The following is a 25,425-nucleotide window of genomic DNA, read 5'->3' as shown; positions in this document are numbered from 1 at the left end:
CGCTCCACCTACTGTTTAGATTTTAAACATAAATTCGATTTTTGCCCGCTTTTAGGGGGCTTGGGTTTGTGCGCCCTTTTTCGGAATGGTACTTAGACTACAATGTTTCAACCTTATCCACTTTCTCAGATTGAGGAGGCCTATCAGCTGTTTGAGAATCGGCAGGACGGAGTCATCAAGGTTGCCATTGAGATGGCGTGAGCATTGCGGTTCCACCAAGGCGGGCGCATCCAGCGCCCGCCTCGATTTTGCTCTTGACATATATAGAGCGCCTATATATAATCTGGTATATAGATAACCTATATAGGAGGGGCTTATGGAACTGGACAAGAGCTTGGTCAGCGGCAGTATGGGACTGCTGGTGATGAAATTGCTGGAAGAAAAGGACATGTACGGCTATCAGATGATCGAAGAGCTGAAAAAACGCTCGGATGATACCTTTCATCTAAAAGCGGGCTCACTGTATCCGCTGCTCCACGGCCTGGAGGAGAAGGGCTGTGTCTGCGCCTATGAGCAGGACGCAGCGGCGGGGAAGCCCAGACGGTACTATCACTTGACGGAGCAGGGGCACCGAACCCTGCAAGAAAAAGAGGAGTCTTGGAATCAATACGCCCGTGCGGTGAATCAGGTGCTGAAAGGGGGAGCTTGTTGTGCGGCAGGGTAAGACTATAGACGGCTATTTGGAGGCTGTGGCGGAACAGATCAAGTGGAGGCGGGCCCGGCCTGTGGTGACTCAGGAGCTGCGACAGCACCTGGAGGACCAGCGGGATGCCTTTGCCGCGGAAGGGCAGGAAAACCCGGAGCAGCTGGCGGTGGAGGAGATGGGGGACCCCGTAGCCATTGGGGCCCAGCTGGATGGACTCCACCGCCCCAGACCCCAGTGGGGGCTGCTGATGGGTACCATCTTGCTGGCCTTGCTGGGTACGGTTCTCCAGCTGTGGCTCACGGCCACATGGGAGAATCCAAATCTGGACCTCAATCCGATGAGGACGGCGGCGGTGTTTATTTTGGGGTGTGGGGCTCTTTTGCTGGGCTACTTTTTGGACGATGCCCGGCTGGCTCGCCACGGTAGAATCATCTATGCAGGTGCCCTGGTGGCTGGTGTAGTGGCGGTGGCGCTGTCCCCACGAATCCATGGGGGTGCCATCTATGCCCGATATGTCACCTTGTGCTACCCGGTGGTGTATGCGTTGTGGGTGTATACCTGCCGTAAAAAGGGCTGGTGGGGGTTGGTGTTGGCCATAGGAGGCGGTGCCCCACTGGCGTGGATTTGCATGCGAGTCCCCCACATGCTTGGCTTGCTGCTCCTGTTGGTCAGTGGGTTTGCGCTTATGCTGGCGGCGGCTTGGAATGACTGGTTTGGCGTGGGTAAGCGGAAGGGCATGTTGCTGGTATTGACCTGTGGTGTGCTCTTTGCCGCCGTGGCGTGGATGGTTTTGTTTGGGTTCGGCTACGGTGTGCAGCGGCTGCAAGTGTTCCTCCACCCGGAGCAAGACCCCATGGGGATGGGATACCAGGCTTGCACCATCCGAGACGTGTTGGGTGCGTCCCGGTGGCTGGGAGAGGGCACATGGAACAGCTCTCTGCCCTTTGAGAGGATGGTACCGGGCTGTGAGGCGGATGCCTTTCTCACCACCATCATCTATCAACTGGGATGGGGACCGTTTCTGGCAGTCGTATTGCTGTTTGTGGGGCTGATGGCGTGGATTGGATGCCGCTGCCTCAAGCACAGAAGCCAGTTGGGGAAAGCCGTGATTTTGACGGTTCTGTTCGTCCTCTGTGGTCAGGCACTGTGCAGTGTTGCGTGGAATTTTGGGTATGCTTTGTTTGCCTCGACGTTTCCACTGGTGGCGGGGAACTGGAACACGGTGGTCAACATGGGGCTGATTGGTTTGGCTTTATCCGTCCTGCGAGGGGAGAGCATCGCCTGTGACTATGACAGGGAGGAGAAGACCTGGCTGCCCCGCTATCGCCTGAACATTCATCTGGAAAAATGCTAAATGAGGAGGGGCTCTGCTTTGTGTGCAGGCCCCCTCTCTTTTGATTGCCAGCGGGAAAGAAGCGTGGTATGATAAGCCCATCCAAGGAGGAGGTGGCCCTATGCCCCTACAGATGGTACGCAATGATATTACTACCATGAAGATGGATGCCATTGTCAACGCCGCCAAGAATAGCTTGCTGGGCGGGGGCGGCGTGGACGGAGCCATCCACCGCGCTGCCGGACCGGAGCTGTTGGAGGAGTGCCGCACCCTGGGCGGCTGTCCCACAGGCCAGGCCAAGATCACCAAGGGCTACCGTCTGCCTGCCCATTATGTGATCCACACCGTGGGGCCCATCTGGCGGGGTGGAGATTACGGGGAGCGGGAACTGCTGATTTCCGCCTACCGCTCCTCTCTGGAACTGGCAGTGGAGCATGGTTGCCAGACGGTGGCCTTCCCCCTCATCTCCTCCGGGGCATACGGCTACCCCAAAGACCAGGCCCTCAAAGTGGCGGTGGACACCATTGGGGACTTTTTGCTCTGCCATGACATGACTGTTTACCTGGTGATTTTTGACCGGGCGGCCTATACCATCGGCGGCAAGCTTTTTTCCAACATCGCCGCCTACATTGACGACCACTATGTGGATGAGCATACCCAGAGCCGCCGGGATATGTCCTTGGAAGAGGTGCCCATGGAGGCCCAGCTGTGGTGTGCCTCGGCGCCCCTCAGTCTGGACGAGGCACTGGGCCAGCTGGACGAGAGCTTTTCCCAGATGCTGCTGCGGAAAATCGACGAGCGGGGCATGACCGACGCCCAGTGCTATAAAAAGGCCAACATTGACCGCAAACTGTTCTCCAAGATTCGCTCGGATGTTCACTATAAGCCCTCCAAACCCACTGCCATGGCCTTTGCCATCGCCTTGGAGCTGCCTCTGGAGGAGGCCCGGGAACTGCTGCAAAAAGCGGGTTTTGCCTTTTCCCACGCCAGCAAGTTTGACATCATCGTGGAGTATTTCATCGCCCATCAAAACTACAACATCTTTGAAATCAATGAGGCGCTGTTCGCCTTCGATCAGAGTCTATTGGGAGGTTGATACCATGCCTCGTGCCGAAGTGACACAGATGCCTTGTTCCAGACTGTTCCACCGTTGAGAATATAATTGTCGCTTTCCAGGCGACCACATAGAACGAAAATTCCCCTATCCTGTGTTTGTAAAATCACAACACAGAATAGGGGGATTTTTTATGAAAAAGAATTTGACCGAGTTGGTATTCATTCTGGACCGCAGCGGCTCCATGCAGGGGCTGGAGGGGGACACCATCGGCGGCTTCAATGCCATGCTGGAAAAGCAGAAACAGGAGCCCGGCCAGGCGTTAGTGTCCACCATTCTCTTTGATGACCGCACCCAAGTGCTCCACGACCGGGTACAGGTGGGGGAGGTCCGGCCCATGACCCGCAAGGAATACTACGTCCGGGGGTGTACTGCCCTTCTGGACGCTGTGGGCGGGGCCATCCATCATATTGGAAACATCCACAAGTATGCCCGCCCAGAGGATGTGCCGGAACACACCCTCTTTGTCATCACCACCGATGGCATGGAGAACGCCAGCCGCCGCTATTCCGCCCAGCAAGTCAAGAAGATGATTGAGCGGCAAAAGGAACGGTACAGTTGGGAGTTTCTCTTTCTGGGGGCTAACATCGACGCCGTGGAGACAGCGGGGGAGCTGGGCATTGCCCCGGACCGAGCGGTGAACTACCACTGCGACAGCCAGGGCACCCAGCTCAACTATGAGGCTATCAGCCAGGTAGTGAGCGCCGTCCGGTGCAGTGCTCCCTTAGATGCCCACTGGAAGGACGCCATTGAGACGGACTTCCATCGGCGGCAGGGTGGACATCGCTGAGGGGTTACATCTGTCCCTTCCAGACCCGGGCCAGAATGTCTTTGAGGACTAGTAGAGCGTCGGTGTGGTTGTAGCCGTAGTCCACCCGCAGCTGGGTGAGCATCTCCCGCAGGGCAGGGGCGTAGTCGTTGATGCGTACTGTTTTGTGGTAGGTGGCCAACACCGGATATTTCTTGCTCCACACTTTGTTCCAGTCAATGCGGGCCTGGGCCTCGTCGCTGACGCTGTCAATCATCTGTTGGGCCTGCTGCTCGTCAAAGTCGTACTCAATGAGCTCGTCCAAGGTCATGTGGTAGAGCATGGCCAGTCCCTTGGACTGGCGAATATCAGGCAATGTCTCATTGGTCTCCCATTTGGAGATGGTCTGGCGGCTGACCCCCAGCTTTCCCGCCACATTTTCCTGAGTCAGCCCGCTCTTTTTCCGGGCGTGGTATAAACTGCTTCCAAAACTCATGGTGTATTCCTCCTGGTTTCCCGTGTCTTGTATGTCCAGTATACCGTTCTCACGAGAAAAAAGCTACCAAGGGAACCTGGAATGTTTGCCCGTTTTCCTGACAAAAAAGGAGCATGCCTTCCGACTTGTTTGGAAGGCATGCTCTGTTGGTGTTAGCTTTTTTACGCAAAGCGCTTCTTTTTCATCAAATATAGGTAGGCCAGCAGGGACACAACACCGTCAAAGGCCATGCCAAAGCCGAACAGCAGCGCAATCCCGGTGAGGGAAGGGGTCCAGACTCCGGTGCAATAGAGGAGAAAGGCACCGCCATAATATAGCGCATTGGTGGCGATGGACTCAAATAGCATGTAATTGGTTTTGCCCAACGCATAGAAGATGGCATCAAATACATTCTGAAAGGCATATACCACATAAAAGCCCAGCAACAGCAGCACCAAGCGGAACAGGGCGTCCGTGTCAGCATAGCCCAGGACATACTGCATAAATGGCTTCCAGAGAGGGATGGAACCCAGCCATATTACACAAATCACGCCTGTGAGAGCAAAGTAGGTACGTTGGCGCACCGGACACGATGCGGGATTGGAGGAAACTTCTTGTTTGATGACCTCTGCCAGCTGTGTCACCGGAAGCAGGAGCCAGCTCCAGATAAAGCTGTTTGCCACCCAATAGAGGCCCTGTTCCTGGACTACATTCACCATGCGCACAATCATCAGCATATAGGCCAGATTTCGTACAAAGGACTCCAGGCCGGAAAGGCCTCCTACTTTGAAAAACTCGTTCAGCCAGCCAAAAGAGATAGGTTCCCTGGCAAATAGTCGAACGCCTTCTCTGGACAGCATCAAAAGGGATACCATCAGCAGCAAGGTGTTGACGAGAAGATTGGAATATCCCACTCCATTGATACTCAAGTGGAGGGAGCAGGGCAGGGGAGAGATGAGCAAGGTATCCAGAACAACGCTCAAAACCAACCGGGATAGGGTCAGAAGATAGAGATATCTGGTTCGGCCCAGGGTGATCAGTGCCACCAGGGCAAAAGAACCCAGCATGCCCAGACCATTGGCCAAGCACTCCAGACGGATGTAGGATGCGGAGGCATCTACCATGCCGGGGTCCACCGCCATCCAGTGCAGCAAGGGGCGCACCAAGACGCACAGCGCCAGAGACATGACTGTATAGATGCAGGCGGTGACAAGCAGGCCACTTCGGACTCGGTTATGAAATTCAGTGGTCTCCTTTCCTGATTGGCCCAAAAAGTAGAACAGGGGGAGCAGAACGGCCTCTTGAATAACTTCATAGGCCAGATTTACCCATCCAAGCTGTCCCGCAATGGAATAGGCCCATGGGTCAGGCATTTGACCTAAGAAATGGATGCGAACAGTGGTGTAAATGGCAGGACATAGGCCCATAACCAGCAAAGAGAGATAGAGACGGAAATCAAATGTGTGGGAAGAAAGCTGTTTTCTCATGGCGTCTCATGGGGGATCTCGATCTTCTCTACCTGAATCGTTCCGTCTTCAATCTTCACCATCATCATGGTGATCTCCTGGTGGAAGCGCCGAGGACCGCAGGAGCCGGGGTTGAGCCAGAGAACGCTGCCCTTTTCCTCCTGCACATATTTATGGGAATGGCCGAATACCACCACATCCACCCCTAAGAGGTCCGCTGGGACCTCTTTTTTGTTGTGGACCATGAAGATGGTGACGCCCTCTAACGTGACGGTGAGGTCGTGGGGGATGTCTTCTGCCCACTCCTTGTCGTTGTTCCCCCGGACGATGTAGAGGGGGGCGTACTGTTGCAGCTGCTCCACAATGGCGGGCTTGTTGATGTCGCCGCCGTGGAGGATGGCATCTGCGGTTTTCAGGTGCTCCACCACTTGGGGCCGCAGCAGGCCGTGGGTGTCGGAGAGGATGGCGAGTTTCATACCGATTCACCTCGCTGATAGGTCTCTTGAATGGCTCGATAGAATTGGCGGGCGTGCTTTAAATCCTCGGTGTCCGGGTGTCCTTTGGCGATACCGCCCACCAGCTTGAAGGGGCCGAAGGTGTCATAGCCTTTACAGGAAAACTCGCCTAGAACTGGGCAGCCTTTCTCCTGGGCAATCTCCGCCACCGCTTTTGCGCCGGTGCCTTTCGCCCCGCCGTAGGTATAGACGAAGAAGACCGGCTTGCCCTGGGGCAGATACTGACGGGCAAACTCCACCACGGCCTTTTGAAATTCAAAACCGTAGATGCCGGAGGCGAAGCCCACACAGTCATACTCCTCCAGTCGGACGAGCTGGCGAGTAGTCACGTCGATGAGGTCTACCTCGCCTTCCTCTGCCATGGCCTCCAATACCTTCAAGGTGTTTCCGTGGTGCCGGGAATAGTAGCAAATTGCAGTTTTCATCCCTGGTTCGGTGGCCACGGTTCCTTCGTTTTCAAACATGGCGATCCCTCCTCACTCTGCGTCTTCGTCCAGGGCTTCCACCAGAAAACTCACCGGACGAAAGCCATCGTTGCAGGAGAGCATGGCGGACTTTGGATTCTTCATCCAGCCGTCATAGAAATTCTCTGCCCCATGGCTCAGGGCCAGGACGAAGGGGGAGAGAGTGTCCCAGGCGCTTTGGCAAAAGCCAACTGGTTTTTCCCAGCCGTTGGCGAGGAAGACCTGTCCCACTTCCATGTCACAGGCGTGGGAGATGGGATTCTCGTACTGGGCCATCAGGTCTGGATATTGGGTGATGCGCATGACGGTGATTTTACACTTTTTCATATGATAATACCCTCACAGTGGTCGATTTCGTGTTGGATGATTTGAGCGGTCCAGCCGGTGAAGGTTTTCAGCCGTTCCTGGAACTTCTCGTTTTGCCAGCGCACTTTGATGGAGTTCCACCGCTTGGCGGGGCGGGTCCCAGTGAGGGAGAGGCAGCCTTCCACGGCGTCATATGGGCCGGACTTCTTGACGATCTCCGGGTTGAACATGACCATGTAGGTGCCCTCGTTGTCAAAGGCAATGATGCGCTTGTTGACGCCGATCATATTGGCGGCCATGCCCACGCAGCCCTCTTTGTGGTGCTCCAGGGTCTCCAGCAGGTCGGCGGCCACGGACTGGTCTTCCGTTGTGGCGGGCTCAGCTTTTTGGGCCAGAAAGGTCTCATCTTTGCAGATATCTCGTATCATAATTGGTTTGCTCCCTTCATTTATCCCAGCTCAGGACTGCGTGGAGGGTGGCCTCTGTGGCCGCTGGGAAATTCCTCTGTACTTGCTGATAAACCAGTAGCCTGGACTGGGTGGGCTCCTGGTGGTAGGCGGAGGAGATATGCTCATAGCCCCAGAGAGCCTCCGGTGTGGTGTAGACCGAGACGGGCCATCCGTAGGGCTGGCCCTTTTTGTTCAGGCGACGACGGAAATCCCGAATCAGCAGATATCCGTACATCTGAAGATCGGTGACTGTGCCCTCGAAGTTCTTCTCGCCACCTTTGCCGAATCCAGCCAGGCGTTTGAGTTCAAAGGAGAACAGCTCCTCCTGGGTGGCAAACTGGTCCATGATGCGCTTCTGGCGCAGACTGGCCAGTTCCTCGTCCCACCGGCTGTCAAAGTCGTAGCCGTCCCGCCGCCAGTTGGCGAAGTGGGGGAACCAGGCCTTAGAGATGAACCCTGCTTTCTTACCGAAAAATTTGCCGTAGGCCACACGGCCACTGCGGGCGATGAACTTCCGCCACTCCCAGGGGTCTTGCTCCGGGTCACCGCTCCACCAGTAGAGGTTGGAGGTGTGCTCTTCCACCGAGAACCCGTCGATTTCATTTTTGAATAGGGGGAGAAAACCCACCTCGTCCACCCAGTCTATGAGCTCCTGCCAGCTGCGGATGCGGTAAGGGTTGTCCCACTCCAGTCCCCGCATGATCCATTCTCCATTCTCCAAGGCCATGGCAGATACCTCCTTTTGTCCTCATTCTCACGGCCATTATAGCATACAGAAGGCGGAAATGCTATGAAACTGCGTTCCGTTCTTGGGAAAAGAGAAACATGGTGCCCTCCGGGGTTCGGAGATCACCATGTTTCGCCTTTTAGAGAAATGTAAAATACTCATTTCCTATGTCCAGCTATTCCATGCAAGCATGTTTGCCTTGTGAGCTGGGTACGGACGTGGTAGGATGGAGAAAAAGGAGGGAGAATGATGGAACTTCGGGTTCTGAGATATTTTTTGGCGGTGGCCCGGGAGGAAAACATCACCAAGGCGGCCGCGCTGCTCCACCTGACCCAGCCCACCCTCTCCCGGCAGCTGATGCAGCTGGAGGAGGAACTGGGGGTACAGCTGTTTTATCGCAGTCGCTATCATATTGTCTTGACGGATGAGGGGATGTTGTTGCGCCGACGGGCCCAGGAACTGGTGGATTTGGCGGATAAAACGGTCCGCGAATTTTCTTCCCGGGAGACGGAACTGATGGGGGAGATTGCCATCGGAGCGGGAGAGACCCGGAACATGTCTTTTTTGTCCCAGGCCATTGTCACCTTTCGGGAGCGCTACCCAAAAGTGAGCTTTCGAATTTTCAGCGCTAACGCAGATGATGTGAAGGAACGGCTGGACATGGGACTATTGGACATGGGGCTGCTGACAGAGCCGGTGGATGTGGGAAAGTATGCCTTTTGCCGCATGGAGGAGAAAGACCGTTGGGGGGTATTGGTACGGGAGGATTCCCCATTGGCAGCGCTGGAGGCAGTCACCCCGGAAGATTTGGAGGCGGTTCCTCTGCTGATCAGCGGCCGGGAAACGGTGCAGCGGGAATTGGCCAGCTGGTTTGGGGAGTGCTGGGACAGATTGCAGATTGCAGCTACCTTTAACTTGGTCATCAATGCGGCCAATATGGTACGCTGTGGAGTTGGGACGGCACTTTGCTTTGACTTGAATATGGCCTTTGATGGTCTGCGGTTTCTCCCTCTGTCACCGGAAATAGAGACAGGGACAGTACTGGTCTGGAAAAAAGATCAGGCGCTGACCCCAGCGGCGGAGGCCTTTCATCAGCACATCAAAAATGTTTAAGAAGCAGCAACTCCAATGACCATCATTGGATGCGAAAACCATTGGAAGTCTTTCCAAAAACATATTCCATTTTTTTCTCATAGGTATGGAATTCCAGTCGCTCATATCCGGCCTCTTCGTGGAAGGATATGACGTGGTTTGACCAGTGAATCCAGAGTAGTTGCGTGTTTTTTGTGCCTATGCCGTCGTCCATACGGGTGTTCATCCTACTTTCTGTGTTTTGTGGGAGTTGCAAAAAGGGCCTCACAATTCTGTGAGGCCCTCAGGGTGAAAATATGAGAGAATGGTGCATGGGAGTCGGTGTAATAACCGGCTCCCATGCACGTATAGAGGGGGACATCTCAGAATGTGCGATCTCCGGTTACGGAGATATTCTACCATTCGGGTGAAGCGGATACCATGACAGATACCGCAAATTAAAGCGGTCTATTTCCCCTGTGATAGAAAATTTGCCCGGTTAATTCTTTGACTTGTCCAGCCGCTCCTTGCACATGTGGTATTGTTGGGCGTCAATGGCGCCAGTGGCCAGCATCTGCTCTGCCCAGAGTTGGAGGGTTTCAACCGTGATAGAAATGCGCTCCAGCTCCTGTTGAATGAAGATGAAATCCGTCAGCTCGTCGTCGCTGATCATACCGTCTGCGGTGATCTCAATCAGACGGTCCTTGCGCTTATTCATGGAGTTGAGAGAGGCCAGCATCTCCAAAACGATCTGGGATAGCTCCTTGACCTTTACTTCTGGCACATATTGCTGCCCGATGGGGCATTGATTGGCACAGTAATAGTTGCAGAGGTTGGGCTGCTTGTACTGTCTGGCCATAATCAGCACTTCATCCGGATGGGGGTAACAGCGCTCGTTTTCAATCCGCTCAATGCGTTCCGGTGCAATGGACTCCAGCAATTCGCTTGCCGCTTCTCGGGTGAGGTGTAACGCTTCCCGGGTCTTGTGGTAAATATTTTTATTCTCTTTTGTGGATACTCTCGCCATGATTGTAATCCCACCTTCATGATATATCTTTGTGGCCATTATACGGTGTTTTGAAGAGAAAGACAATTCCTTTTCAGAAAGGGAGCGTGGAAAGCACGTTCAAAAGTCCAGCGGCAAAGGCTCTGTGGCCTTCCTGGGTAAAATGAACGCCGTCATAAGAAAGGGGAATATTCCAGTCTCCGGCGTTGGCAAAGGGAATACCAAGTCGCTGGGCCAGTGCGGCACAGTGTTGGGCAAAGGTGTGGGAGTGGTCAATGAGTTGCTGGTTGGGCACCCATTCCCCCAGGGCCAAGGGCGGCGGGGCGATGAGCAATATTTGTTTGGGGGAAAGCGGTATTTTATGAAGAAAACGTTCCAGTTTTGCCGCTGCCATTTCTGGGCTGAGGCCTTGGAGCAGGTCGTTGGTGCCCAACATGAGAATCAGTAGATCGGTGTCAGACGGAAGGGCAGGGAGAGACGTGGGAATCTCTCGGCCATTTTGCCCCATGTTGTACACAGTCCAACCGGTTTCCGCAGCAAGAATATCCACCCAACGGTGATCTGGATCATACCGTCCACCCAGAAAGGAGCGGGGGTCATAGCCATAGGTATTGGAGTCGCCAAAGCAGGTGACGTTCATGGTCTTCCTCCTTGTATCCATACAGGATTGATTGTCCTTTATTATATAGGTACCTGGGAAGAGCGGCAAGAGAAGATAGCTGCTTTTCTTTCCTGTTGGTGTGTGCTATATTAAAAACGAGTTGCTTTCAAGGCATAAGCTCTGTGTATAGAGAGAAAAGGGGGAATTGTTGTGCATGCACTGAGCATTCAACATGTCAACTACACGTATCAGACACAGTATCAGAAGGTAGAGGCCCTGCGGGATATCTCGGCGGACTTCGATGCCGGGAAGGTGTACGCCATCGTGGGCAAGTCAGGCAGTGGTAAAACCACCCTGCTCTCCCTGATGGCCGGGTTGGATTTGCCCACCCAGGGAGAGGTGCTCTGTCACGATGTGGCCACCAGTCAGATGCAGTTGGAGACGTACCGCCGGGAGAAGGTGGCGGTGATCTACCAAAATTTCCGGCTGTTTCCGCTGCTCACCGTGGCGGAAAACGTGATGTACCCCATGGAGCTGCGGGGGATGAGCCCCAAAGAGGCGCTGGAAAAGGCAAAAGCCTTGATTGAGCGAGTGGGACTGCCGGCCACGGTATTGGACCGCTATCCCACCATGCTGTCCGGCGGCGAGCAGCAGCGGGTGGCCATTGCCCGTGCCCTGGGGATGGAGACGAAGATCATGCTGGCCGATGAGCCCACCGGAAACCTGGATACCGCAAACGGTGAGAACATTTTCTCGATTCTGCAATCGCTCGCCCATGAAGATGGATATTGTGTCATCATTGTCACCCATGATCGCACCTTGGCCCAGAAGGCTGACGACGTCCTGGAGTTGCGGGACGGTCAGGTGGTTGGCTGAAGGAGGATGCCAGATGATTATTCGAAACGGAATCCTCAGCACGGTGCGTTCCAAAGGGAAAACAGTGCTGTTTACCCTCCTGATTTTTGTTCTGACCCTGTCGTTGGGGCTGGGATTGGGCCTGTGGAGCTACTGTTCCCTGACCTTGCAGAGCATGGAGGAGACGTACACCTCCATTGCTGTGGTGGAGTACATGGGAGACCAGTACCCGGAGGAGTATGTAGCAGACGAGGCCGCCCGAGAGGCATTGAACCAGCTGGGAGATATTGCTCAGGTTCCCGGTGTGGAGTTGTGGGAGACCACCAGCTGGGGTATGGCACTTACGGATGGATACCAGCGGCGGGGTAGTACCGTGCCCTATGAGAACCAACTGGTAGTGGCGGTGTTCAATCTGGTGGCCAAGCAAGAACAGGTGTGGGGGGTGCTGCCCTCCAATGACTTGCCGGACAACTACCTGCTTTTCCTGAATGCCAATAACAGTGCGGCCACCGTAAAGCTGGGTAGTGAGATTTGGGAGAACATTCCCTTCGTGGACCTGTCTACGGAAACGGTGGACACAGAAAACCTGCCCGATGTCTATTGTACGATGGGTACTCGAATCACCCTGGTGGACGAGACCCAAGGTGTGAACAAAGACATCTCGTTTCTCTTTGAGCAAGGAAACTATTTCAGTTATAACGCTGAGACAGAGGAACTCTCCGGCCTGTACATGGCAGATATGGGCTACATTGGGATTATTGGCGAGAACCTCTACTCCTATGAGGGAAAGAGCGGTGTAGCCATCCAGATTGATCCCGGAGACAGTGGATTTGTTCCGGAGAAGGATGGACGGTATCTGCTGCACGGTGAAATCTTTGACAGCGGAAGCTCCAACCGTGCCATGGTGGTGACGGACTTCTATGAGGGCTGTGAAGCGTCTCCGTGGGTGGCGTTTGACAGCTATGATGACCCGGTGCTCCATGAGGGAATTTTTGCTGAGTACGCGGAAAAGTATGAGTTGGGCAACAACTATATCCGTGTGGACGCCAGCGATGACATTGGGGCGTTGGAGCCCTTCCAGCAGGGAATGCTCTATCTTCTGGACGGACGATTTCCCGCTGCGGGGGAGCAAGGCGTGTGTGTGATCAGCAACGACATTGCCGAGGAGCTGGATTTGAAGGTGGGAGACAGCCTCCCGCTGTCCATGATGCAGTCCACCCCGCAGGACCCCTTCGCCTTGGAGGAGACGGGCGAGGCCCAAACGTGGACGGTAGTGGGCATTGCCAACCAGGCGGAGGCCTATGAGGGACGTGTTTGGGTGTCCCGAGGGCAAGAGTTTCCTCGGACGTCGTTCTTTGGCTATCAGCTGGGCCGTGCTGTGCTGGATAACGATCTGGCGGTAGAGGCTGTGGAACAGATGGAGGCTCTGGTCCCCGATGGGGTGCGCATCACCCTGTTTGACCAGGGGTATTCTGCTGCAGCCCAGCCCTTACAGGCCATGGAGTCCACGGCTCAGGGCGTCACCTTTGCCTCTCTGATAGGTGTGGTGGCCGTGCTGTTTCTCTTCGCGTTCCTCTTTGTGGGGCGTCAACAGCAGGCAGTGGATGTGATGACCTCTCTGGGCACCCCCAAGGGAAAAATTCGCCTGTGGCTGCTGTCCGGCGCCACCTTGGTGTGCGGCGTGGCTGTGCTGGCAGGGATGGTGATCTCTGCGACCTCGATGCAATTGTTGGTGCAGCTGGTGTTGAAAGCGGCTGCGGCCTTCTATGCCGCAGATCAGCGGTATAGCAATGGTGCCTTGGGCATCACGAAGGATGTAGAGATGGTCCACCAACTGCCCCTGTGGCCCAGCCTGGTGGCAGGTGTGGTGGTCTTTGGTGTGGCCCTGGTGCTGTGTGTGGCTTTTGTGGGACAGGCGCAGCGTAAGAACACCCTGCGCCGTGGTAAAACCCGGGTGCGGGTGCCTAAGAGCACCACCAGTGTGGCAGGGAAGGGTGCCCTGCGGTTTGCCTATCTCTCTGCTCGCCGGGGCGGTTGGCGCTCCCTGGTGGTGCCGGTGGTTTCTCTGGTGTTGTCTGCGTTCCTGGGCTTTTTGATGGCCACTGCCCAGGGATGGGCAGACCAGCGAGCCACCCTCTATGAGAATACCACCATAACAGGTCAGTTTACCTCTACCAACGGGAGACAGTACACGGGCCTGGTCTTGGCTAATCCGTGGAAGATTTGGAACTCCGGGATGCTCTCTTCCATCGAAGTCAACGTCACCTATCACTACTGGCTGGAGGGCGAGATGCCCCAATTTGCCAACAATGACTATGGGGCAGACCGCAAAGAGGCCTGGATCAAGGATCAGTCCTCCATGGTGTTCCTCAACGGACTGCAAGTTGCGCCGGAGTTTATCTACGGAGAGATACCAAGCGTCACCTGGCTGGAGGGATGGGACGAGAGCTTCTTGGCCAATCCCAGCTATCATGAAAACTGGTCTCAGACGCCATGGCCCTGTGTGGCCAGTGAGCGCTGGATGAAGGAGCAAAACTTGAGTTTGGGAGATGAGATTCCGGTCAACTGTGAGATGCTGAATGGGGCAGTCCCGGTGAAAATTGTGGGCAGTTTCAATCCGGCGGGCGGAGAGGATAATCTCTATTTACCCCTGAGCTATTGGTGTCTGCCGCCTTGGGATACCGAGGACCAGCGGGAGAGCATTCCGCCCTCTGGTAGCTTCCCCAGCGCTTGCTTTACCTTGGACTCGGCCTATCATCTGGAGGCGTTCCGGGAATATCTGGCCCAGGAGGGATATAACCAGCCGGGGAGCAATGGAAGCAACCGAGTTACGGTTGTGCTCAATGACCACATCTTTAACCAGACGGTGCAGGCCTTGAACCGCTACATCACCTTGGGACAAATCCTGTTCCCAGTGCTCTTTATCCTGATGGGAGTGTTGGGCTTTGTGGTGTCCTGGCTGATGGTCAACGGCAGACGCATGGAGTTTGCCATCATGCGGGGTATGGGAGCTCCTAAGAAATTGGTGTTTGGCTCCTTCTTCCTGGAACAGGTGGGGCTGTGCCTGATGGGCAGCCTGATCAGCGGCCTGGTTGTCTCCGTGTGGAGTGGACAGCCCATGGTTTGGTTGGCGATTGCTGTGTTTGTGCTGTGTTATCTGGCTGGCTGTGCGCTGGCCGTGCGGACTGTGGGGAAAACCAATATCTTCGCGCTGCTGACACAGGGGGACTAAATAGAGCATTTATTACCCATAGAACCATTGCTTTGAATGCTGAATTTTTCCAGATAAAATGGCGAATAGAAAAACGCTGTCTGCTCAAACTATGCTCGGATTCCAAATCCAACACAAGTTTGAAGGAGGACAACAATATGTCTAGCAACAATAGTTCTAACAAGCTGGTGGTTCCCGGTGCCCGCGAGGCCATGGATAAGTTCAAGATGGAGGCTGCCAACGAGGTGGGCGTGAACCTGAAGGCCGGCTATAACGGCGACCTCACCAGCCGTCAGGCCGGTTCTGTGGGCGGCCAGATGGTCAAGAAGATGATCGAGGCCTATGAGAACGGCCTGAAGTAAGCAATAAACCGCACAACAAAAGAAAAGGGCCTGGTGGATGCGTTGCATTCTGCCGGGCCCTTTTGGCGGTTGGAAGGAGCTTCGTTGTACTACTGGAATCATACGTTCGGGTGATTTACAGGAGATAGAAACAAGTGGTAAAATATAATAAAATCCTATGCAAAGAAAGGGAGTGCAGCGCATGGAGCATACTGTTGTCGTACCTCGGGCGTTGAAACAGAAGATTACCCGTGCGCTGACCCGTGGACGGGTTGTGCTTTTTAGCGCTCCCTGCGGCTTTGGGAAAATAACCGCGGCGGGATAACGACTGTAATGAAAGTCTGGAAGATGATGAGAAAAGTGAAATTATTTGTTAGATATCATAAGAATAGCGGCTGAAAACGTTTGCTTTTCTCTTAAAGGCACAAAAACTGAGTTGAAGAAAAGTGTGCGCAGGTACGAATACAAATTCTCGCGGAGAAAGGAAGGCCTCATGGAGTATATCACTGTAACTGAAGCTGCAAAAAAGTGGGGAGTTTCCAATCGTATGGTACAAAAGTACTGTGCAGAAGGACGGATTGAAGGGGTTAAAAAGTTTGGTGTGTCTTGGGAAATTCCGTCCCATGCCGTCAAACCCAGAGATCCGCGGAAGGAGAGACACATAGATTCCAGAGCATATTCCTGTGAGGAAGAGGCGCTCCAGGGGCTTATGCCACTGATGAACCATCCGTTTCAACCTGGAAGGTGTTTGGAATTTATTGATATGATGGAAGATGGGCCAAAGAAAAAGATTGCTTTGGCTGAATATCACTACTTTAGTGGACGACCAGAGGAGGCCGCCCAGGCGGCAGAACTGTTTTTGACAAGTCCAGACTTAGCGGTTCGGTTGTCTGCTTGCCTGATTTATGGATATGCCAACCTGTCACAGGGGCAGATTCAGCAAGCCAGGATGGCCCTGCGGGAGATCCGGGCGGCTATGGAGTCAGAAAAAATCGTTTCGACTCAGGCCAAGACCATCGAATCCTTTGTAGCTGCTGCGGCAACGGTCCTCCTCCATCTACCACTGCCCAAGGAATTGCCTCCTTTGCAGCAGTTGCTTCCTGCCCTGCCTCTGGGGTTGCGGGCCTTTGCTATGTATGTACTGTGCCACTATCTCTATTTGCGAGAGGACTATCAGACCAGTTTGGGCATTGTAGAGGCCACCTTAGCTATGGGGGGGCAGAACTATCCTATCCCCGCTATCTATCTACATCTGGTGGCAGTTATGGACTGCATGAGCCTGCGAAAGGTAGCCCGAGCAGAACAACATTTAATGGCTGCGTGGGCCCTGGCCCGCCCAGACGATTTAATCGAGGCATTCGGGGAGCATCATGGCTTGTTGGGTGGAATGCTGGAGGCGGTCCTAAAGCCCCAATGGCCGGAGGATTTCAAGCGCATTATCAACATTACTTGTCGCTTTGCTGACGGTTGGCGTAAAATTCACAACCCAGTGACGGGAAATAATGTAGCGGATAATCTAACCACTACAGAGTTTACCATTGCCATGCTGGCGGCCCGGGGATGGACCAATCAGGAGATTGGCCAGCATATGAACATATCGCCGAATACGGTGAAGCGTTATTTGTCAACCTCAATGGAAAAACTCGGAATTACACGTCGAAAAGATTTCAAAAAACATATGCTTCGGTAAATGTTGGAAACAACATTGCCCGTTTTAAAGGGGGAAATGGGTGATGGCAGAATCTCCGACTAGTGGTATAATCTAGATTAAGGCGGATAGCCACTGCATTTGGGCTTTTGCGCTGTAAAGTGATGGAAAAGCTGGCAAGCGCAATAAGACGAATGGGCCGTTTGGTGATAGGGCTGGAAATAAGGTTGAAATTGTGATAAAATGGGAAATAGGAGGTGCCATGATGAAATTAAAGGATCAGCTGATTCTGCGTGAAGTGGCTGGGGAATATGTCATTGTACCTACGGGGCAGCGTGTGCGAGAGGTGACAAATGTAGTTTGTATTTCCTCTTCGGCTGCCTACCTGTGGGATTATATGAAGGACCATGAATTTACCAAGGAGGAGTTGATTCAACGCATTCTAGAACATTACCAGGGTGTAACAAGGGAGCAGGCAGAGCAAGACATTGAACGATTTCTCACGATCTTGTCGGATAACGGCATTTTAGATAATGGCGTGATTTTAGGGAATAGCCTGGTGAAAGTGCCTCGGGAAGTTCTGGACAGGCTATGGCCCAAGGGCACAAAACTGAAGCGGGCGGAGGAGAAAGGGGAAGCGCAGTGAGCTATCAAGTTGAGCCAGCCTGTAGACGGATGGAGCAGCTAGACCCCTTTTATAAACGGGTGTGGGAGCGGGCGTTTGCGGACTGCATTCCCATCTCCGGGACCTTTGAACTTACCCCACGCTGTAACTTCAATTGCAAAATGTGCTACGTTCACCTGGCACCCAAGCAGATACCTCGCTATGGCCGAGAGCTTACCGCCAAAGAGTGGTTGGACCTTGCGCGTCAGGCCCGGGAGGCGGGTACCACCTGGCTGTGTATCACAGGAGGGGAACCCCTTCTTCACCCGGAGTTTGAAACCATTTGGAGGGAACTGGCCCAGATGGGCTTTTTTCTGACGTTGCAGACCAATGCTTCCCTTCTCACCCAATCTGTGCTCCAGCTCTTAGAGGAGTACCCGCCTCGACAGGTGAAAATCACCCTCTATGGAGCGACCAACGAGACCTATCAGGCGGTGTGTGGGGTGGAAGATGGTTTTGACCGGGTCAATGATGGGATACATGGCCTGATGAGTGCCGGAATCCCCGTGGAATTAGTGACGACCTTCATCCGGGAAAACTATGAGGAGCGGAGTGAAATTGCCTTCTATGCATACCGTCATGGCCTTCCCTGGATATCTACCATTGGAATCAAGCCATCTTATCGGGGTGCAGAGACAGATGTGGAACAGGTCAAGCTGTTGGAGCAGTTGGAAGAGCAGCAACGGACAAACATCCAAAGACGGATAGAGAATCGGCGCTTTTTAGACACGTCTCGAAAGCCCTGTACCTATTGTCGAGATTATCGACTGGGCTACTGGGTGCTCTGGGACGGCACTATGAGCTTTTGCAGCTTTCTCCCCCATACAGATATTTCGGTTCTAAATCAGTCCTTTTCGGAGGCGTGGAGCCGACTTCTTACCTATGAAGAAGAGCTGGACTGGCCGGAGAAGTGCAAAAGCTGTTCCGCCGCTGAGGTGTGTGAGCGGTGTGCGGCCACAGTTGCTCCCCTGTATGGGGAACTGAAGGCTTCGGATCAGGTGGATTGTAATCAGATCCAAGAATGTTATGCACAGATGAAAAGGAGAGATACCTAATGTATATAAGCGGTGAAAATATTGTTATGAAACCTTACACTCCTGTGGATGCTTACGCCGTGATGCCAACGGCGGGAGTCGTCATCTCTGGTGGAAACGGAGGAGATAATACGATTACAAAAGGCGTACGATTTCTTTGGGTGTATAATTCCACTAAACCAGAAGCATCCCCTTCTGGCTTTATTGGCCGAGGCTGGTTTGAAGAGACTGAGGGCTCTCCTATTTGGTATTGTATCACGTTTTGTTCGATGACTCTGGAAGGTATTTTAGCGGGGTTTGGAAGGGATAGAGTTAGTCTGAACGATGTATTTCAAAATTGGCAGAATTATGTAGATGCACAAGGATCTCAAGGGAAGGACGTTGTCCAGCTATTCCAGGCGAATTTTGGGTTTGACTCAGGTTGTTGGACTAATTTAACTTAAATTCTGGTGCTTGATGAGATACACAGTTGCAGGAATACATATCCAGACGGAAGGACTGAGCCTTCCCAAACCGTGGCACCTATTTCAGAGTTCGACTTTTGGACAGACACCGGCTTTCTCTGTTGCTCAAGAAACCTTTGCCCCCGTGAATCGAGATCTCTCTCTTTTGCATCTGCCACAGGTGTCCCACATGTTGCAGTGCGATGGCGTGATGGTGGCTGCTGACGAGGAGTATCGAAAATTTCATGTTCTCCAGAATCACCAACCGTTGAATCCTGTGGCGTTGGCCTATTTCTTTTACATTCATGCCTTGAGACGGCAAATCATCCAAATCCATGCGGCCACCATCCAATACCAGGGGAGAGGGATTCTCTTTCTCGGTCCTTCTGGGGTTGGAAAAACCACCCAGGCGGAGCGATGGGCTCAATTCCGAGGCGCCTCCATCATCAATGGGGATGTGGGCTTTGTCCAGCGCACACAGGATGGATTTTTGGCCTGGGGCACCCCGTGGCACGGCTCTTCTCCCTACTGTCTGAATACCTCGGTTCCCCTCAAGGCCTTGGTGGTGTTGAAACAGGCTCCATACAATGCGCTGCGGGAATTGACCGGATTTGAAAAACTGAAAGAGGTTTCCAACAATGTCTTTTACCCCACTTGGCTGGAGGACGGCATGGAGCTTGGGGTGGAGACCCTCAATCACCTACTCACGGAGCTTCCTGTATATAGGCTGGATAACCGGGCAGATTTGGAGGCAGTAGAGCTGTTGGAACGGGAACTGAACCGGATATCCTGAGGGAGGAACGGAACACTTTGTTTTCTCATATTCGTCGTATTATTCGACGTATTCGGGAGGGCAGACTCAAAGAGCTGCTCTCCCAATGGTTTTGGATGGGGGGCTATGTCCGAAAGTACTGGCTACTCATCGGGCTCTACACCCTCATCGGGGCCTCCGGTTCCCTTATGGGGTTGGGCACCTCTCTGCTATCCCGAAACCTAGTGGACTCGGTGACCGGAGATAGCACCGTGAAAATTTTGGCCTCTGCTCTGGGCTATGCTGGGGTGGGTCTGTTTCAGTTGGTGATTTCTGCACTGCGAACACGGTTGTCCATGCGCATCACCATGAAGGTGGGCAACAAAATTCGCAGTGATATTTTTGCCCAAATTCTGAGGACGGAGTGGGAACACCTGTCTCAATTCTCTTCGGGAGACCTGTTATACCGCATCAACGGAGACACTTCTGTGGTGGTCAACAATATCTTGACCTATCTGCCCAATGTGGCCTCCATCCTCATCTCCTTTGGCGGCGCTTTCTGGGTGATGATGCAAAATGACCCATGGATGGCCCTCATTGCCTTAGCTGGAGCACCCATCTCCTTCCTCAGCACCCGCTTTTCCATGCGGAAAATGCGAGAGTTCCAGAAAAAGCAGATGGAACTACAGAGCCACAAAACGGTATTCAACCAGGAGGCACTGCAAAATATGCAGATGATCAAGGCCTTTGGACTGGTGGACTACTTCATCCAGCAGTATGCAGAGGTACAGGACCAGTCTCTGGAATATGCCATGGTACAGAATACCTTCCAGTCCAAAATGACCATTCTCACGGGACTGATTGGGCAGCTCATTGGCTACGCCTGTTATGGGTTTGCAGTCTTCCGCCTGTGGCAGGGACAGATCACCTATGGTACCATGACCCTCTTTGTGTCCATGGCAACTTCCCTGCGGGGCTCCTTCTCTGGAGTCCTGAATTTGCTACCCGCCGCCATGCGGGCAGGTATCAGCGCCGGGCGTATCATGGAGGTGGTCCAACTTCCTCGAGAGTCGGAAGAAGATCTGGAAAAGGGACGTATCATGTTGGAGCGGGCCAGAAGAACTGGTGTTCAAGTAGAAATGAGAGATGTGAGTGTTGCATACGGAGACAATGGCCCGGTGTATACACATGCCAACTTGTTGGCTCGGCCTGGTGAGATTATTGGCCTCATTGGCCCTTCTGGCCAGGGTAAGACTACAACTCTTCGCGTGTTGCTGGGGTTGTATCACACCCAGGAAGGACAGGTCATGGTAGCCAATCCCGGGAGCGAAATGGAGCCTGTGAGCGCAGGGACTCGCTGCCTGTTTAGCTACATCCCTCAGGGGAATACCCTGTTTTCTGGGACCATTGCAGATAATATGCGTATGTTGAGGCCGGATGCCAGCGACCAGGAGATTATTGAAGCGCTACAAACAGCAGATGCGTGGGAGTTTGTGGAAAAGCTGGAGGAGGGGATCGATACCCAAGTTCGCGAGGGAGGAAACCGCTTCTCTGAGGGACAGAAGCAACGGCTTTCCATTGCTCGGGCGTTACTCCTTCACACTCCGGTACTTTTGTTGGATGAGGCCACCAGTGCGCTGGATATGGCGACAGAGCGGCGGGTGCTGCACAATATTCTCCGCCGCGACCCGCTGCAGACCATCCTTGTCACCGCCCACCGGCCCAGTGTGCTGTCCATGTGCAATCGGGTGTACAAAATCCAGGATGGGAGGTTTGAAGAGGTGAACGACGCCGAAATTCAGGCGTTTTTACAGGGAGATAAGACAACATGAGAATCATTCGTATCATATTGCTGATCTGTGCAGTGCTGGCCTTTGGGGTGTTTGGAGTCTCCGAGGCACTCAAACTCAGCGGGCAAGATCGGCTTCCACCCAAAATCACAGCGGAGACCGACCTGGTGGAGGTGCCCTGTGCCTATACCAGAGAGGAGCTGATGGAGGGCATTCAGGCCTGGGATGAGGAGGATGGAGATCTCACCGACCAGGTGGTGTTCAGTACCTTCTCCCGCTTTTTGGAGCCTGGGGTGTGCAATCTCACCTATGTGGTCTTTGACAGTGGCGACCAGGCGGCATCCCTCACCCGCAAGGTGCGCTTTTCCGATTACCATTCCCCTCGTTTTACCCTATCCAAGCCTCTGGTTTATCAGGAGGGGAACGGAACCTACAACGACATTGTCGCAGCGCTGGGAGCCTGGGATATGCTGGACGGAGACCGGACGGAGTGGATCGTCCGCACGGCCACCAACCTGAACTTCCAGAAGGCTGGGGAGTATTCGGTGTCCTACGAGGTGAGCAACAGCTTTGGGGACAGCTCCTCGGTGCAGCTGCCCGTCCATGTCATTCCTGTACAGGCGGGGGTGGGGGGCATTGTGTTGAACACAGGACTGATCTATCTGAACGTGGGGCAGGATATGGACCCAGCCCAGTACATTCAGGCGGTGACTGCAGCCGATGGCACGCAGATCGACCCCTCTGAGGTGTCCATCTCCTCGCAGGTGAATCCACAGTCTGCCGGGTGCTATGAAGTGCACTATGAGGTGACAGACGGCCAGGGAAATCAGTATGAGACCTGGCTGACGGTGATTGTGGAAGGGGGCGCCGCATGAAGCGCACAGAGAATTGGCTGGAAGAAGTGAGTATGCGGGGGCTGTGTGTGGATCTGCTACGCAATCTATGGATGATTGTGTTGGCCGCAATCACCATGTGGTGTGCCTCTACGGGACTACACAACCTTACCTACCAGCCCACCTATACTTCCTCGGCCACCCTGGTCATTGGAGTGAAAGGAGATAGCAGTATCTATTCCTCTCTGTCTTTGGCCTCACAGATGGCAGAGGTGTTTGGCCAGGTTTTTCAAAGTGATGCCCTTCGTGAGAGAATTGCCACTGATGTGGGAGCTGATGTGCAGGGTGAAATCAGCTGCTCTCTGGTGACTCAAACAAACTTGCTGGTGGTTAAGGCCACCAGCGCACGGCCAAGACAGGCGTACGTCTACCTTAATTCAGCCCTGGAACACTATGAAGGGGTGTCTGATCAGATATTTTCTAATGCGGAACTTCAAATCGTTCAGGAGCCAGATGTTCCGCTCGCCCCATCTAACACCTCGTGGTTCCTAAAATATCAGGGAATACTTATGGTTGTAGGGGCAGTGGGAATGGCGTTCCTTATTGCGTTGTGCTACATTGCTCGATTTACTGTGAAAACGGCGGAGGCTGCTCGCATCCAGTTGGATGGACCGATTCAGGGAACGATACCCTTTGAACGAAGAAATATGGCCCTAGGGAAAAAGCGAAATAAGAAGGCTTTTTTGCTCAATTCCCCTGAGGTGAGTATGAATTTTGCTGAGGCCATGAGAAATATCGGAACCCGGCTGGAGCGTCACCTGCGACACCATGGATACCAGGTTCTTCTGGTGACTAGTGTAGCGGAAAACGAAGGAAAATCGACCACTGCAGCTAACCTAGCTTTGGCACTGGCGGAAAAACAAAAACGGGTGTTGCTGGTGGATGCTGATCTGCGAAAACCTTCCCAGTACAAGGTGTTTGAGGTCCGAAGAGATGACACGGTATCTTTTTCCCGGGTGTTGGAGGGAGAAAAAGACTGGAAAGATATCGTCGGATATAGCCGTAAGAGTGGCCTTTGGATGCTCTTCCAGTTTTTGCAGGCGAAAGATCCCGGAGGTGCACTCAGGGAAGGACGTATGCGGGAACTCCTGACGGAGTGGAAGAAACAAATGGACTATATCATTGTGGACTGTGCCCCCATTTCGGCAGCTGCAGATGCGGAAATCTGGATGGCGGCTGTGGATTCGGTGCTTCTGGTGGTAAGAGAGGACTGGGCGGATGTGCGGTATATCAATGATGGAGTGGATGTTGTTCGACAAAATCACACGGATTTCTCTGGTTTTATACTCAATGCATTCCATAAAGAGTGGTCCTCCAAGCACTACGGTTATCAATACGAAAAATATGGAACATATTCCAATGAAGACGGGGCTGAGGACGGTGGAGAGGGTCTGAAATATGGAAGAAATAAAACGTGAGATCCAGGGACGATATAATGACGAAGAAATCGACCTGTTACAACTATTGTTGGACATGGGAAAACATTTTCGACACTTATGGTGGCTGTGTGTGCTTTTGGTTTTAGGAAGTGCGGCGCTAGTGACGGGGGCGCTCTTCGTTTTGCGAAGCCCGATGTACCAAAGTAGTGCTAGTTTTACCGTGGCAACGGGGGAGGAAAGTGGAAGTTATAGCTTTTACTATGACAGCGGAACAGCTGACCAGTTGTCTATGACATTCCCTTATATTTTGGAGAGTGGGTACTTCCGCAGCGTATTGTTGGAACATCTGGGGACAAATAACTTGAATGGAACCATTACAGCGGAGACGATTTCGGGCTCCAATGTGGTGACCATGAAGGTGCAAAGTTCTAGTCCACAAGATGCGTACGCGATCTTGACGACTGCGATTGAAATCTATCCAGAAGCGGCCCACTTTGTGTTAGGAGATATTAGTTTTTCCATGCTGACACAGCCTCAGATTCCCAGTGAGCCGTATAATCGGCCCAGCATAGGGAAAAGCTGTTTGCTTGGAGCTGGCCTGGGAATGTTGCTTTCAATGGCGATTTTGTTATTGTTGGCAATCTTTCGCAAAAATGTGTGCGCGAAGGAAGAGATGAGGAAGATCACCAGTATGCGGTGTCTGGCCATGCTCCCTCGGGTCCATGTAAAAGCGCGGACAAAAAAACGTACGATGCAGCTCTCTTTTCTTAATCCATCTCTGCCCCACGGTTATACGGAAAGTATCCGTGTGCTGAAAAATCGAGTTGTGAAGGCAATGGAGTCCAAAAATCAAAAGGTGCTATTGGTTACCAGTACGGTTTCTGGGGAAGGAAAATCCGTAACAGCGGTAAATCTGGCTGGACAATTGGCCATAGACGGTGCCCGAGTTCTCTTGGTAGATGGCGATTTGAGAAAACAGCAGGACGGGCAACTTCTAAACCTCACGGCTGAGTACGGATTGATGGAGGCTTGTAAAGAGTCGGATATGGCAGCTGTATGGAAGGGAATTGAGCGAAATAGCGCTACATTGCAAGAGAGTGGTCTGCTGTTTTTGGGAGGAGGAAAAGTGTTGAATCAGCCGGCGTCACTACTCAATAGCTCAGAACTGAAACGCTGTATGCAGTCCTTGCGAGCAGAGGTGGATTATATTATAATTGATAGCCCACCCTGTGGAATGTTTCAAGATACAGCCATTCTGGCTGAATACGTGGATAGCGTCTTGTATCTTGTGGGCTATGATCGCCTGCCTGCCAGTGCGATTCGGGAAGGTATTCACGCATTGGGCGGACAACTGGCTACTTTTCTAGGATATGCATTTAACTCATGCCCTGAGAATCGAGGGGGGGACGGCTATGGATATGGGAAATATGGATATGGCCGTTATGGAATGTATGGATATAGTGGCAGGAAAGAAAGATGATTCAGGTGAACATGC

At 53.2% G+C, this 25,425-nt stretch carries 27 protein-coding genes; 17 read left to right on the top strand and 10 right to left on the bottom strand.

From position 1 onward, the window contains the following. Window positions 1-316: 316 nt before the first annotated feature. The 4 genes from B5F98_RS10715 to B5F98_RS10700 all read left to right on the top strand — a co-directional run bounded on the left by B5F98_RS10715 (window position 317) and on the right by B5F98_RS10700 (window position 3,883). Entirely contained in the window at window positions 317-664 is a 348-nt protein-coding gene (locus B5F98_RS10715) for a PadR family transcriptional regulator (protein WP_087372432.1), read from the top strand. Continuing rightward, entirely contained in the window at window positions 651-2,000 is a 1,350-nt protein-coding gene (locus tag B5F98_RS10710) for a permease prefix domain 1-containing protein (protein ID WP_087372429.1), read from the top strand. The genes B5F98_RS10715 and B5F98_RS10710 overlap by 14 nt, the downstream gene beginning before the upstream one ends. A 100-nt stretch (window positions 2,001-2,100) precedes the next feature. After that, window positions 2,101-3,075, top strand: a complete 975-nt coding sequence (locus B5F98_RS10705; RefSeq protein ID WP_087372426.1) for an O-acetyl-ADP-ribose deacetylase — start codon at window positions 2,101-2,103, stop codon at window positions 3,073-3,075. 151 nt (window positions 3,076-3,226) lie between these two features. Next, on the top strand, window positions 3,227-3,883 hold the full coding sequence (locus B5F98_RS10700; protein ID WP_087372423.1) for a VWA domain-containing protein: 657 nt from the start codon (window positions 3,227-3,229) through the stop codon (window positions 3,881-3,883). 4 nt (window positions 3,884-3,887) lie between these two features. On the opposite strand, the gene B5F98_RS10695 is transcribed toward B5F98_RS10700, so the two are convergent. The 7 genes from B5F98_RS10695 to B5F98_RS10665 all read right to left on the bottom strand — a co-directional run bounded on the left by B5F98_RS10695 (window position 3,888) and on the right by B5F98_RS10665 (window position 8,243). After that, window positions 3,888-4,337 (bottom strand): helix-turn-helix transcriptional regulator, encoded by a 450-nt coding sequence (locus B5F98_RS10695; RefSeq protein WP_087372421.1) that lies wholly within the window; start codon window positions 4,335-4,337, stop codon window positions 3,888-3,890. Window positions 4,338-4,498: 161 nt separating this feature from the next. Then, entirely contained in the window at window positions 4,499-5,803 is a 1,305-nt protein-coding gene (locus B5F98_RS10690) for an MATE family Na+-driven efflux transporter (protein ID WP_206418141.1), read from the bottom strand. Next, on the bottom strand, window positions 5,800-6,258 hold the full coding sequence (locus tag B5F98_RS10685) for a metallophosphoesterase family protein (RefSeq protein WP_087372417.1): 459 nt from the start codon (window positions 6,256-6,258) through the stop codon (window positions 5,800-5,802). The genes B5F98_RS10690 and B5F98_RS10685 overlap by 4 nt, the downstream gene beginning before the upstream one ends. Next, window positions 6,255-6,761 (bottom strand): flavodoxin family protein, encoded by a 507-nt coding sequence (locus B5F98_RS10680; RefSeq protein ID WP_242961658.1) that lies wholly within the window; start codon window positions 6,759-6,761, stop codon window positions 6,255-6,257. Before B5F98_RS10680 ends, B5F98_RS10685 begins: the two co-directional genes overlap by 4 nt. Window positions 6,762-6,773: 12 nt before the next feature. Further along, on the bottom strand, window positions 6,774-7,088 hold the full coding sequence (locus B5F98_RS10675; RefSeq protein ID WP_087372414.1) for a TIGR04076 family protein: 315 nt from the start codon (window positions 7,086-7,088) through the stop codon (window positions 6,774-6,776). Then, a complete protein-coding gene (locus B5F98_RS10670; RefSeq protein ID WP_087372411.1) occupies window positions 7,085-7,495 on the bottom strand; it encodes a peptide deformylase in 411 nt (136 codons plus the stop codon). The genes B5F98_RS10675 and B5F98_RS10670 overlap by 4 nt, the downstream gene beginning before the upstream one ends. Before the next feature lie 16 nt (window positions 7,496-7,511). Then, window positions 7,512-8,243, bottom strand: a complete 732-nt coding sequence (locus B5F98_RS10665) for a hypothetical protein (protein WP_087372408.1) — start codon at window positions 8,241-8,243, stop codon at window positions 7,512-7,514. Window positions 8,244-8,492: 249 nt separating this feature from the next. Between B5F98_RS10665 and B5F98_RS10660 the strand changes: the two genes are divergently transcribed. Continuing rightward, a complete protein-coding gene (locus B5F98_RS10660; protein ID WP_087372405.1) occupies window positions 8,493-9,356 on the top strand; it encodes a LysR family transcriptional regulator in 864 nt (287 codons plus the stop codon). Window positions 9,357-9,378: 22 nt separating this feature from the next. On the opposite strand, the gene B5F98_RS13015 is transcribed toward B5F98_RS10660, so the two are convergent. From B5F98_RS13015 to B5F98_RS10650, 3 genes are all read right to left on the bottom strand, one after another. Next, window positions 9,379-9,549, bottom strand: coding sequence for a hypothetical protein (locus B5F98_RS13015; protein WP_158099843.1), 171 nt, complete (start codon window positions 9,547-9,549; stop codon window positions 9,379-9,381). Window positions 9,550-9,813: 264 nt separating this feature from the next. Beyond that, on the bottom strand, window positions 9,814-10,341 hold the full coding sequence (locus B5F98_RS10655; protein WP_087228696.1) for an XRE family transcriptional regulator: 528 nt from the start codon (window positions 10,339-10,341) through the stop codon (window positions 9,814-9,816). 73 nt (window positions 10,342-10,414) lie between these two features. Then, window positions 10,415-10,960, bottom strand: coding sequence for a GDSL-type esterase/lipase family protein (locus B5F98_RS10650; protein ID WP_087372402.1), 546 nt, complete (start codon window positions 10,958-10,960; stop codon window positions 10,415-10,417). 171 nt (window positions 10,961-11,131) lie between these two features. Between B5F98_RS10650 and B5F98_RS10645 the strand changes: the two genes are divergently transcribed. From B5F98_RS10645 to B5F98_RS10590, 12 genes are all read left to right on the top strand, one after another. Further along, a complete protein-coding gene (locus B5F98_RS10645) occupies window positions 11,132-11,797 on the top strand; it encodes an ABC transporter ATP-binding protein (protein ID WP_087372399.1) in 666 nt (221 codons plus the stop codon). Window positions 11,798-11,810: 13 nt separating this feature from the next. After that, on the top strand, window positions 11,811-15,008 hold the full coding sequence (locus B5F98_RS10640) for an ABC transporter permease (protein WP_087372396.1): 3,198 nt from the start codon (window positions 11,811-11,813) through the stop codon (window positions 15,006-15,008). A 137-nt stretch (window positions 15,009-15,145) separates the two neighbouring features. Next, a complete protein-coding gene (locus B5F98_RS10635; protein ID WP_087228682.1) occupies window positions 15,146-15,349 on the top strand; it encodes an alpha/beta-type small acid-soluble spore protein in 204 nt (67 codons plus the stop codon). Window positions 15,350-15,698: 349 nt separating this feature from the next. Then, window positions 15,699-17,018, top strand: coding sequence for a LuxR C-terminal-related transcriptional regulator (locus B5F98_RS10630; RefSeq protein ID WP_143482785.1), 1,320 nt, complete (start codon window positions 15,699-15,701; stop codon window positions 17,016-17,018). A gap of 223 nt (window positions 17,019-17,241) precedes the next feature. Continuing rightward, on the top strand, window positions 17,242-17,622 hold the full coding sequence (locus B5F98_RS10625; RefSeq protein WP_087372390.1) for a PqqD family protein: 381 nt from the start codon (window positions 17,242-17,244) through the stop codon (window positions 17,620-17,622). Then, window positions 17,619-18,695, top strand: a complete 1,077-nt coding sequence (locus B5F98_RS10620) for a radical SAM protein (protein WP_158099842.1) — start codon at window positions 17,619-17,621, stop codon at window positions 18,693-18,695. The genes B5F98_RS10625 and B5F98_RS10620 overlap by 4 nt, the downstream gene beginning before the upstream one ends. 26 nt (window positions 18,696-18,721) lie before the next feature. Beyond that, on the top strand, window positions 18,722-19,117 hold the full coding sequence (locus tag B5F98_RS10615; RefSeq protein WP_143482784.1) for a hypothetical protein: 396 nt from the start codon (window positions 18,722-18,724) through the stop codon (window positions 19,115-19,117). Between the two features lie 190 nt (window positions 19,118-19,307). Then, window positions 19,308-19,910, top strand: a complete 603-nt coding sequence (locus B5F98_RS10610; RefSeq protein ID WP_087372380.1) for a hypothetical protein — start codon at window positions 19,308-19,310, stop codon at window positions 19,908-19,910. 95 nt (window positions 19,911-20,005) lie between these two features. Further along, window positions 20,006-21,700 carry an ABC transporter ATP-binding protein gene (locus tag B5F98_RS10605; protein WP_087372435.1) on the top strand — a complete coding sequence of 565 codons (1,695 nt, stop codon included), beginning with the start codon at window positions 20,006-20,008 and terminating at the stop codon, window positions 21,698-21,700. Further along, a complete protein-coding gene (locus B5F98_RS10600; protein WP_087372377.1) occupies window positions 21,697-22,533 on the top strand; it encodes an immunoglobulin-like domain-containing protein in 837 nt (278 codons plus the stop codon). Before B5F98_RS10605 ends, B5F98_RS10600 begins: the two co-directional genes overlap by 4 nt. Continuing rightward, window positions 22,530-23,969: a polysaccharide biosynthesis tyrosine autokinase gene (locus tag B5F98_RS10595; RefSeq protein ID WP_087372374.1), complete on the top strand. Its 1,440-nt coding sequence runs from the start codon at window positions 22,530-22,532 to the stop codon at window positions 23,967-23,969. Before B5F98_RS10600 ends, B5F98_RS10595 begins: the two co-directional genes overlap by 4 nt. Then, window positions 23,950-25,410, top strand: coding sequence for a polysaccharide biosynthesis tyrosine autokinase (locus B5F98_RS10590; protein WP_087372371.1), 1,461 nt, complete (start codon window positions 23,950-23,952; stop codon window positions 25,408-25,410). The genes B5F98_RS10595 and B5F98_RS10590 overlap by 20 nt, the downstream gene beginning before the upstream one ends. The last annotated feature ends 15 nt before the right edge of the window (window positions 25,411-25,425 follow it).

It is taken from the genome of Pseudoflavonifractor sp. An44, assembly GCF_002161675.1.
Classification (GTDB): Bacteria; Bacillota; Clostridia; order Oscillospirales; family Oscillospiraceae; genus Enterenecus; species Enterenecus faecium.
Note: the sequence above shows the minus strand (reverse complement) of the source record. Positions and strands in the feature narration are given on the sequence as shown.

Coding starts and splice junctions, on each gene's coding strand:
- B5F98_RS10650 (WP_087372402.1), bottom strand. CDS start 10,960: ATGAACGTCACCTGCTTTGGCGACTCCAATACCTATGGCTATGACCCC.
- B5F98_RS10625 (WP_087372390.1), top strand. CDS start 17,242: ATGAAATTAAAGGATCAGCTGATTCTGCGTGAAGTGGCTGGGGAATAT.
- B5F98_RS10690 (WP_206418141.1), bottom strand. CDS start 5,803: ATGAGAAAACAGCTTTCTTCCCACACATTTGATTTCCGTCTCTATCTC.
- B5F98_RS10605 (WP_087372435.1), top strand. CDS start 20,006: ATGGGGGGCTATGTCCGAAAGTACTGGCTACTCATCGGGCTCTACACC.
- B5F98_RS13015 (WP_158099843.1), bottom strand. CDS start 9,549: ATGGACGACGGCATAGGCACAAAAAACACGCAACTACTCTGGATTCAC.
- B5F98_RS10685 (WP_087372417.1), bottom strand. CDS start 6,258: ATGAAACTCGCCATCCTCTCCGACACCCACGGCCTGCTGCGGCCCCAA.
- B5F98_RS10610 (WP_087372380.1), top strand. CDS start 19,308: ATGTTGCAGTGCGATGGCGTGATGGTGGCTGCTGACGAGGAGTATCGA.
- B5F98_RS10700 (WP_087372423.1), top strand. CDS start 3,227: ATGAAAAAGAATTTGACCGAGTTGGTATTCATTCTGGACCGCAGCGGC.
- B5F98_RS10600 (WP_087372377.1), top strand. CDS start 21,697: ATGAGAATCATTCGTATCATATTGCTGATCTGTGCAGTGCTGGCCTTT.
- B5F98_RS10675 (WP_087372414.1), bottom strand. CDS start 7,088: ATGAAAAAGTGTAAAATCACCGTCATGCGCATCACCCAATATCCAGAC.
- B5F98_RS10635 (WP_087228682.1), top strand. CDS start 15,146: ATGTCTAGCAACAATAGTTCTAACAAGCTGGTGGTTCCCGGTGCCCGC.
- B5F98_RS10680 (WP_242961658.1), bottom strand. CDS start 6,761: ATGTTTGAAAACGAAGGAACCGTGGCCACCGAACCAGGGATGAAAACT.
- B5F98_RS10595 (WP_087372374.1), top strand. CDS start 22,530: ATGAAGCGCACAGAGAATTGGCTGGAAGAAGTGAGTATGCGGGGGCTG.
- B5F98_RS10670 (WP_087372411.1), bottom strand. CDS start 7,495: ATGATACGAGATATCTGCAAAGATGAGACCTTTCTGGCCCAAAAAGCT.
- B5F98_RS10695 (WP_087372421.1), bottom strand. CDS start 4,337: ATGAGTTTTGGAAGCAGTTTATACCACGCCCGGAAAAAGAGCGGGCTG.
- B5F98_RS10715 (WP_087372432.1), top strand. CDS start 317: ATGGAACTGGACAAGAGCTTGGTCAGCGGCAGTATGGGACTGCTGGTG.
- B5F98_RS10705 (WP_087372426.1), top strand. CDS start 2,101: ATGCCCCTACAGATGGTACGCAATGATATTACTACCATGAAGATGGAT.
- B5F98_RS10615 (WP_143482784.1), top strand. CDS start 18,722: ATGAAACCTTACACTCCTGTGGATGCTTACGCCGTGATGCCAACGGCG.
- B5F98_RS10660 (WP_087372405.1), top strand. CDS start 8,493: ATGGAACTTCGGGTTCTGAGATATTTTTTGGCGGTGGCCCGGGAGGAA.
- B5F98_RS10665 (WP_087372408.1), bottom strand. CDS start 8,243: ATGGCCTTGGAGAATGGAGAATGGATCATGCGGGGACTGGAGTGGGAC.
- B5F98_RS10590 (WP_087372371.1), top strand. CDS start 23,950: ATGGAAGAAATAAAACGTGAGATCCAGGGACGATATAATGACGAAGAA.
- B5F98_RS10640 (WP_087372396.1), top strand. CDS start 11,811: ATGATTATTCGAAACGGAATCCTCAGCACGGTGCGTTCCAAAGGGAAA.
- B5F98_RS10655 (WP_087228696.1), bottom strand. CDS start 10,341: ATGGCGAGAGTATCCACAAAAGAGAATAAAAATATTTACCACAAGACC.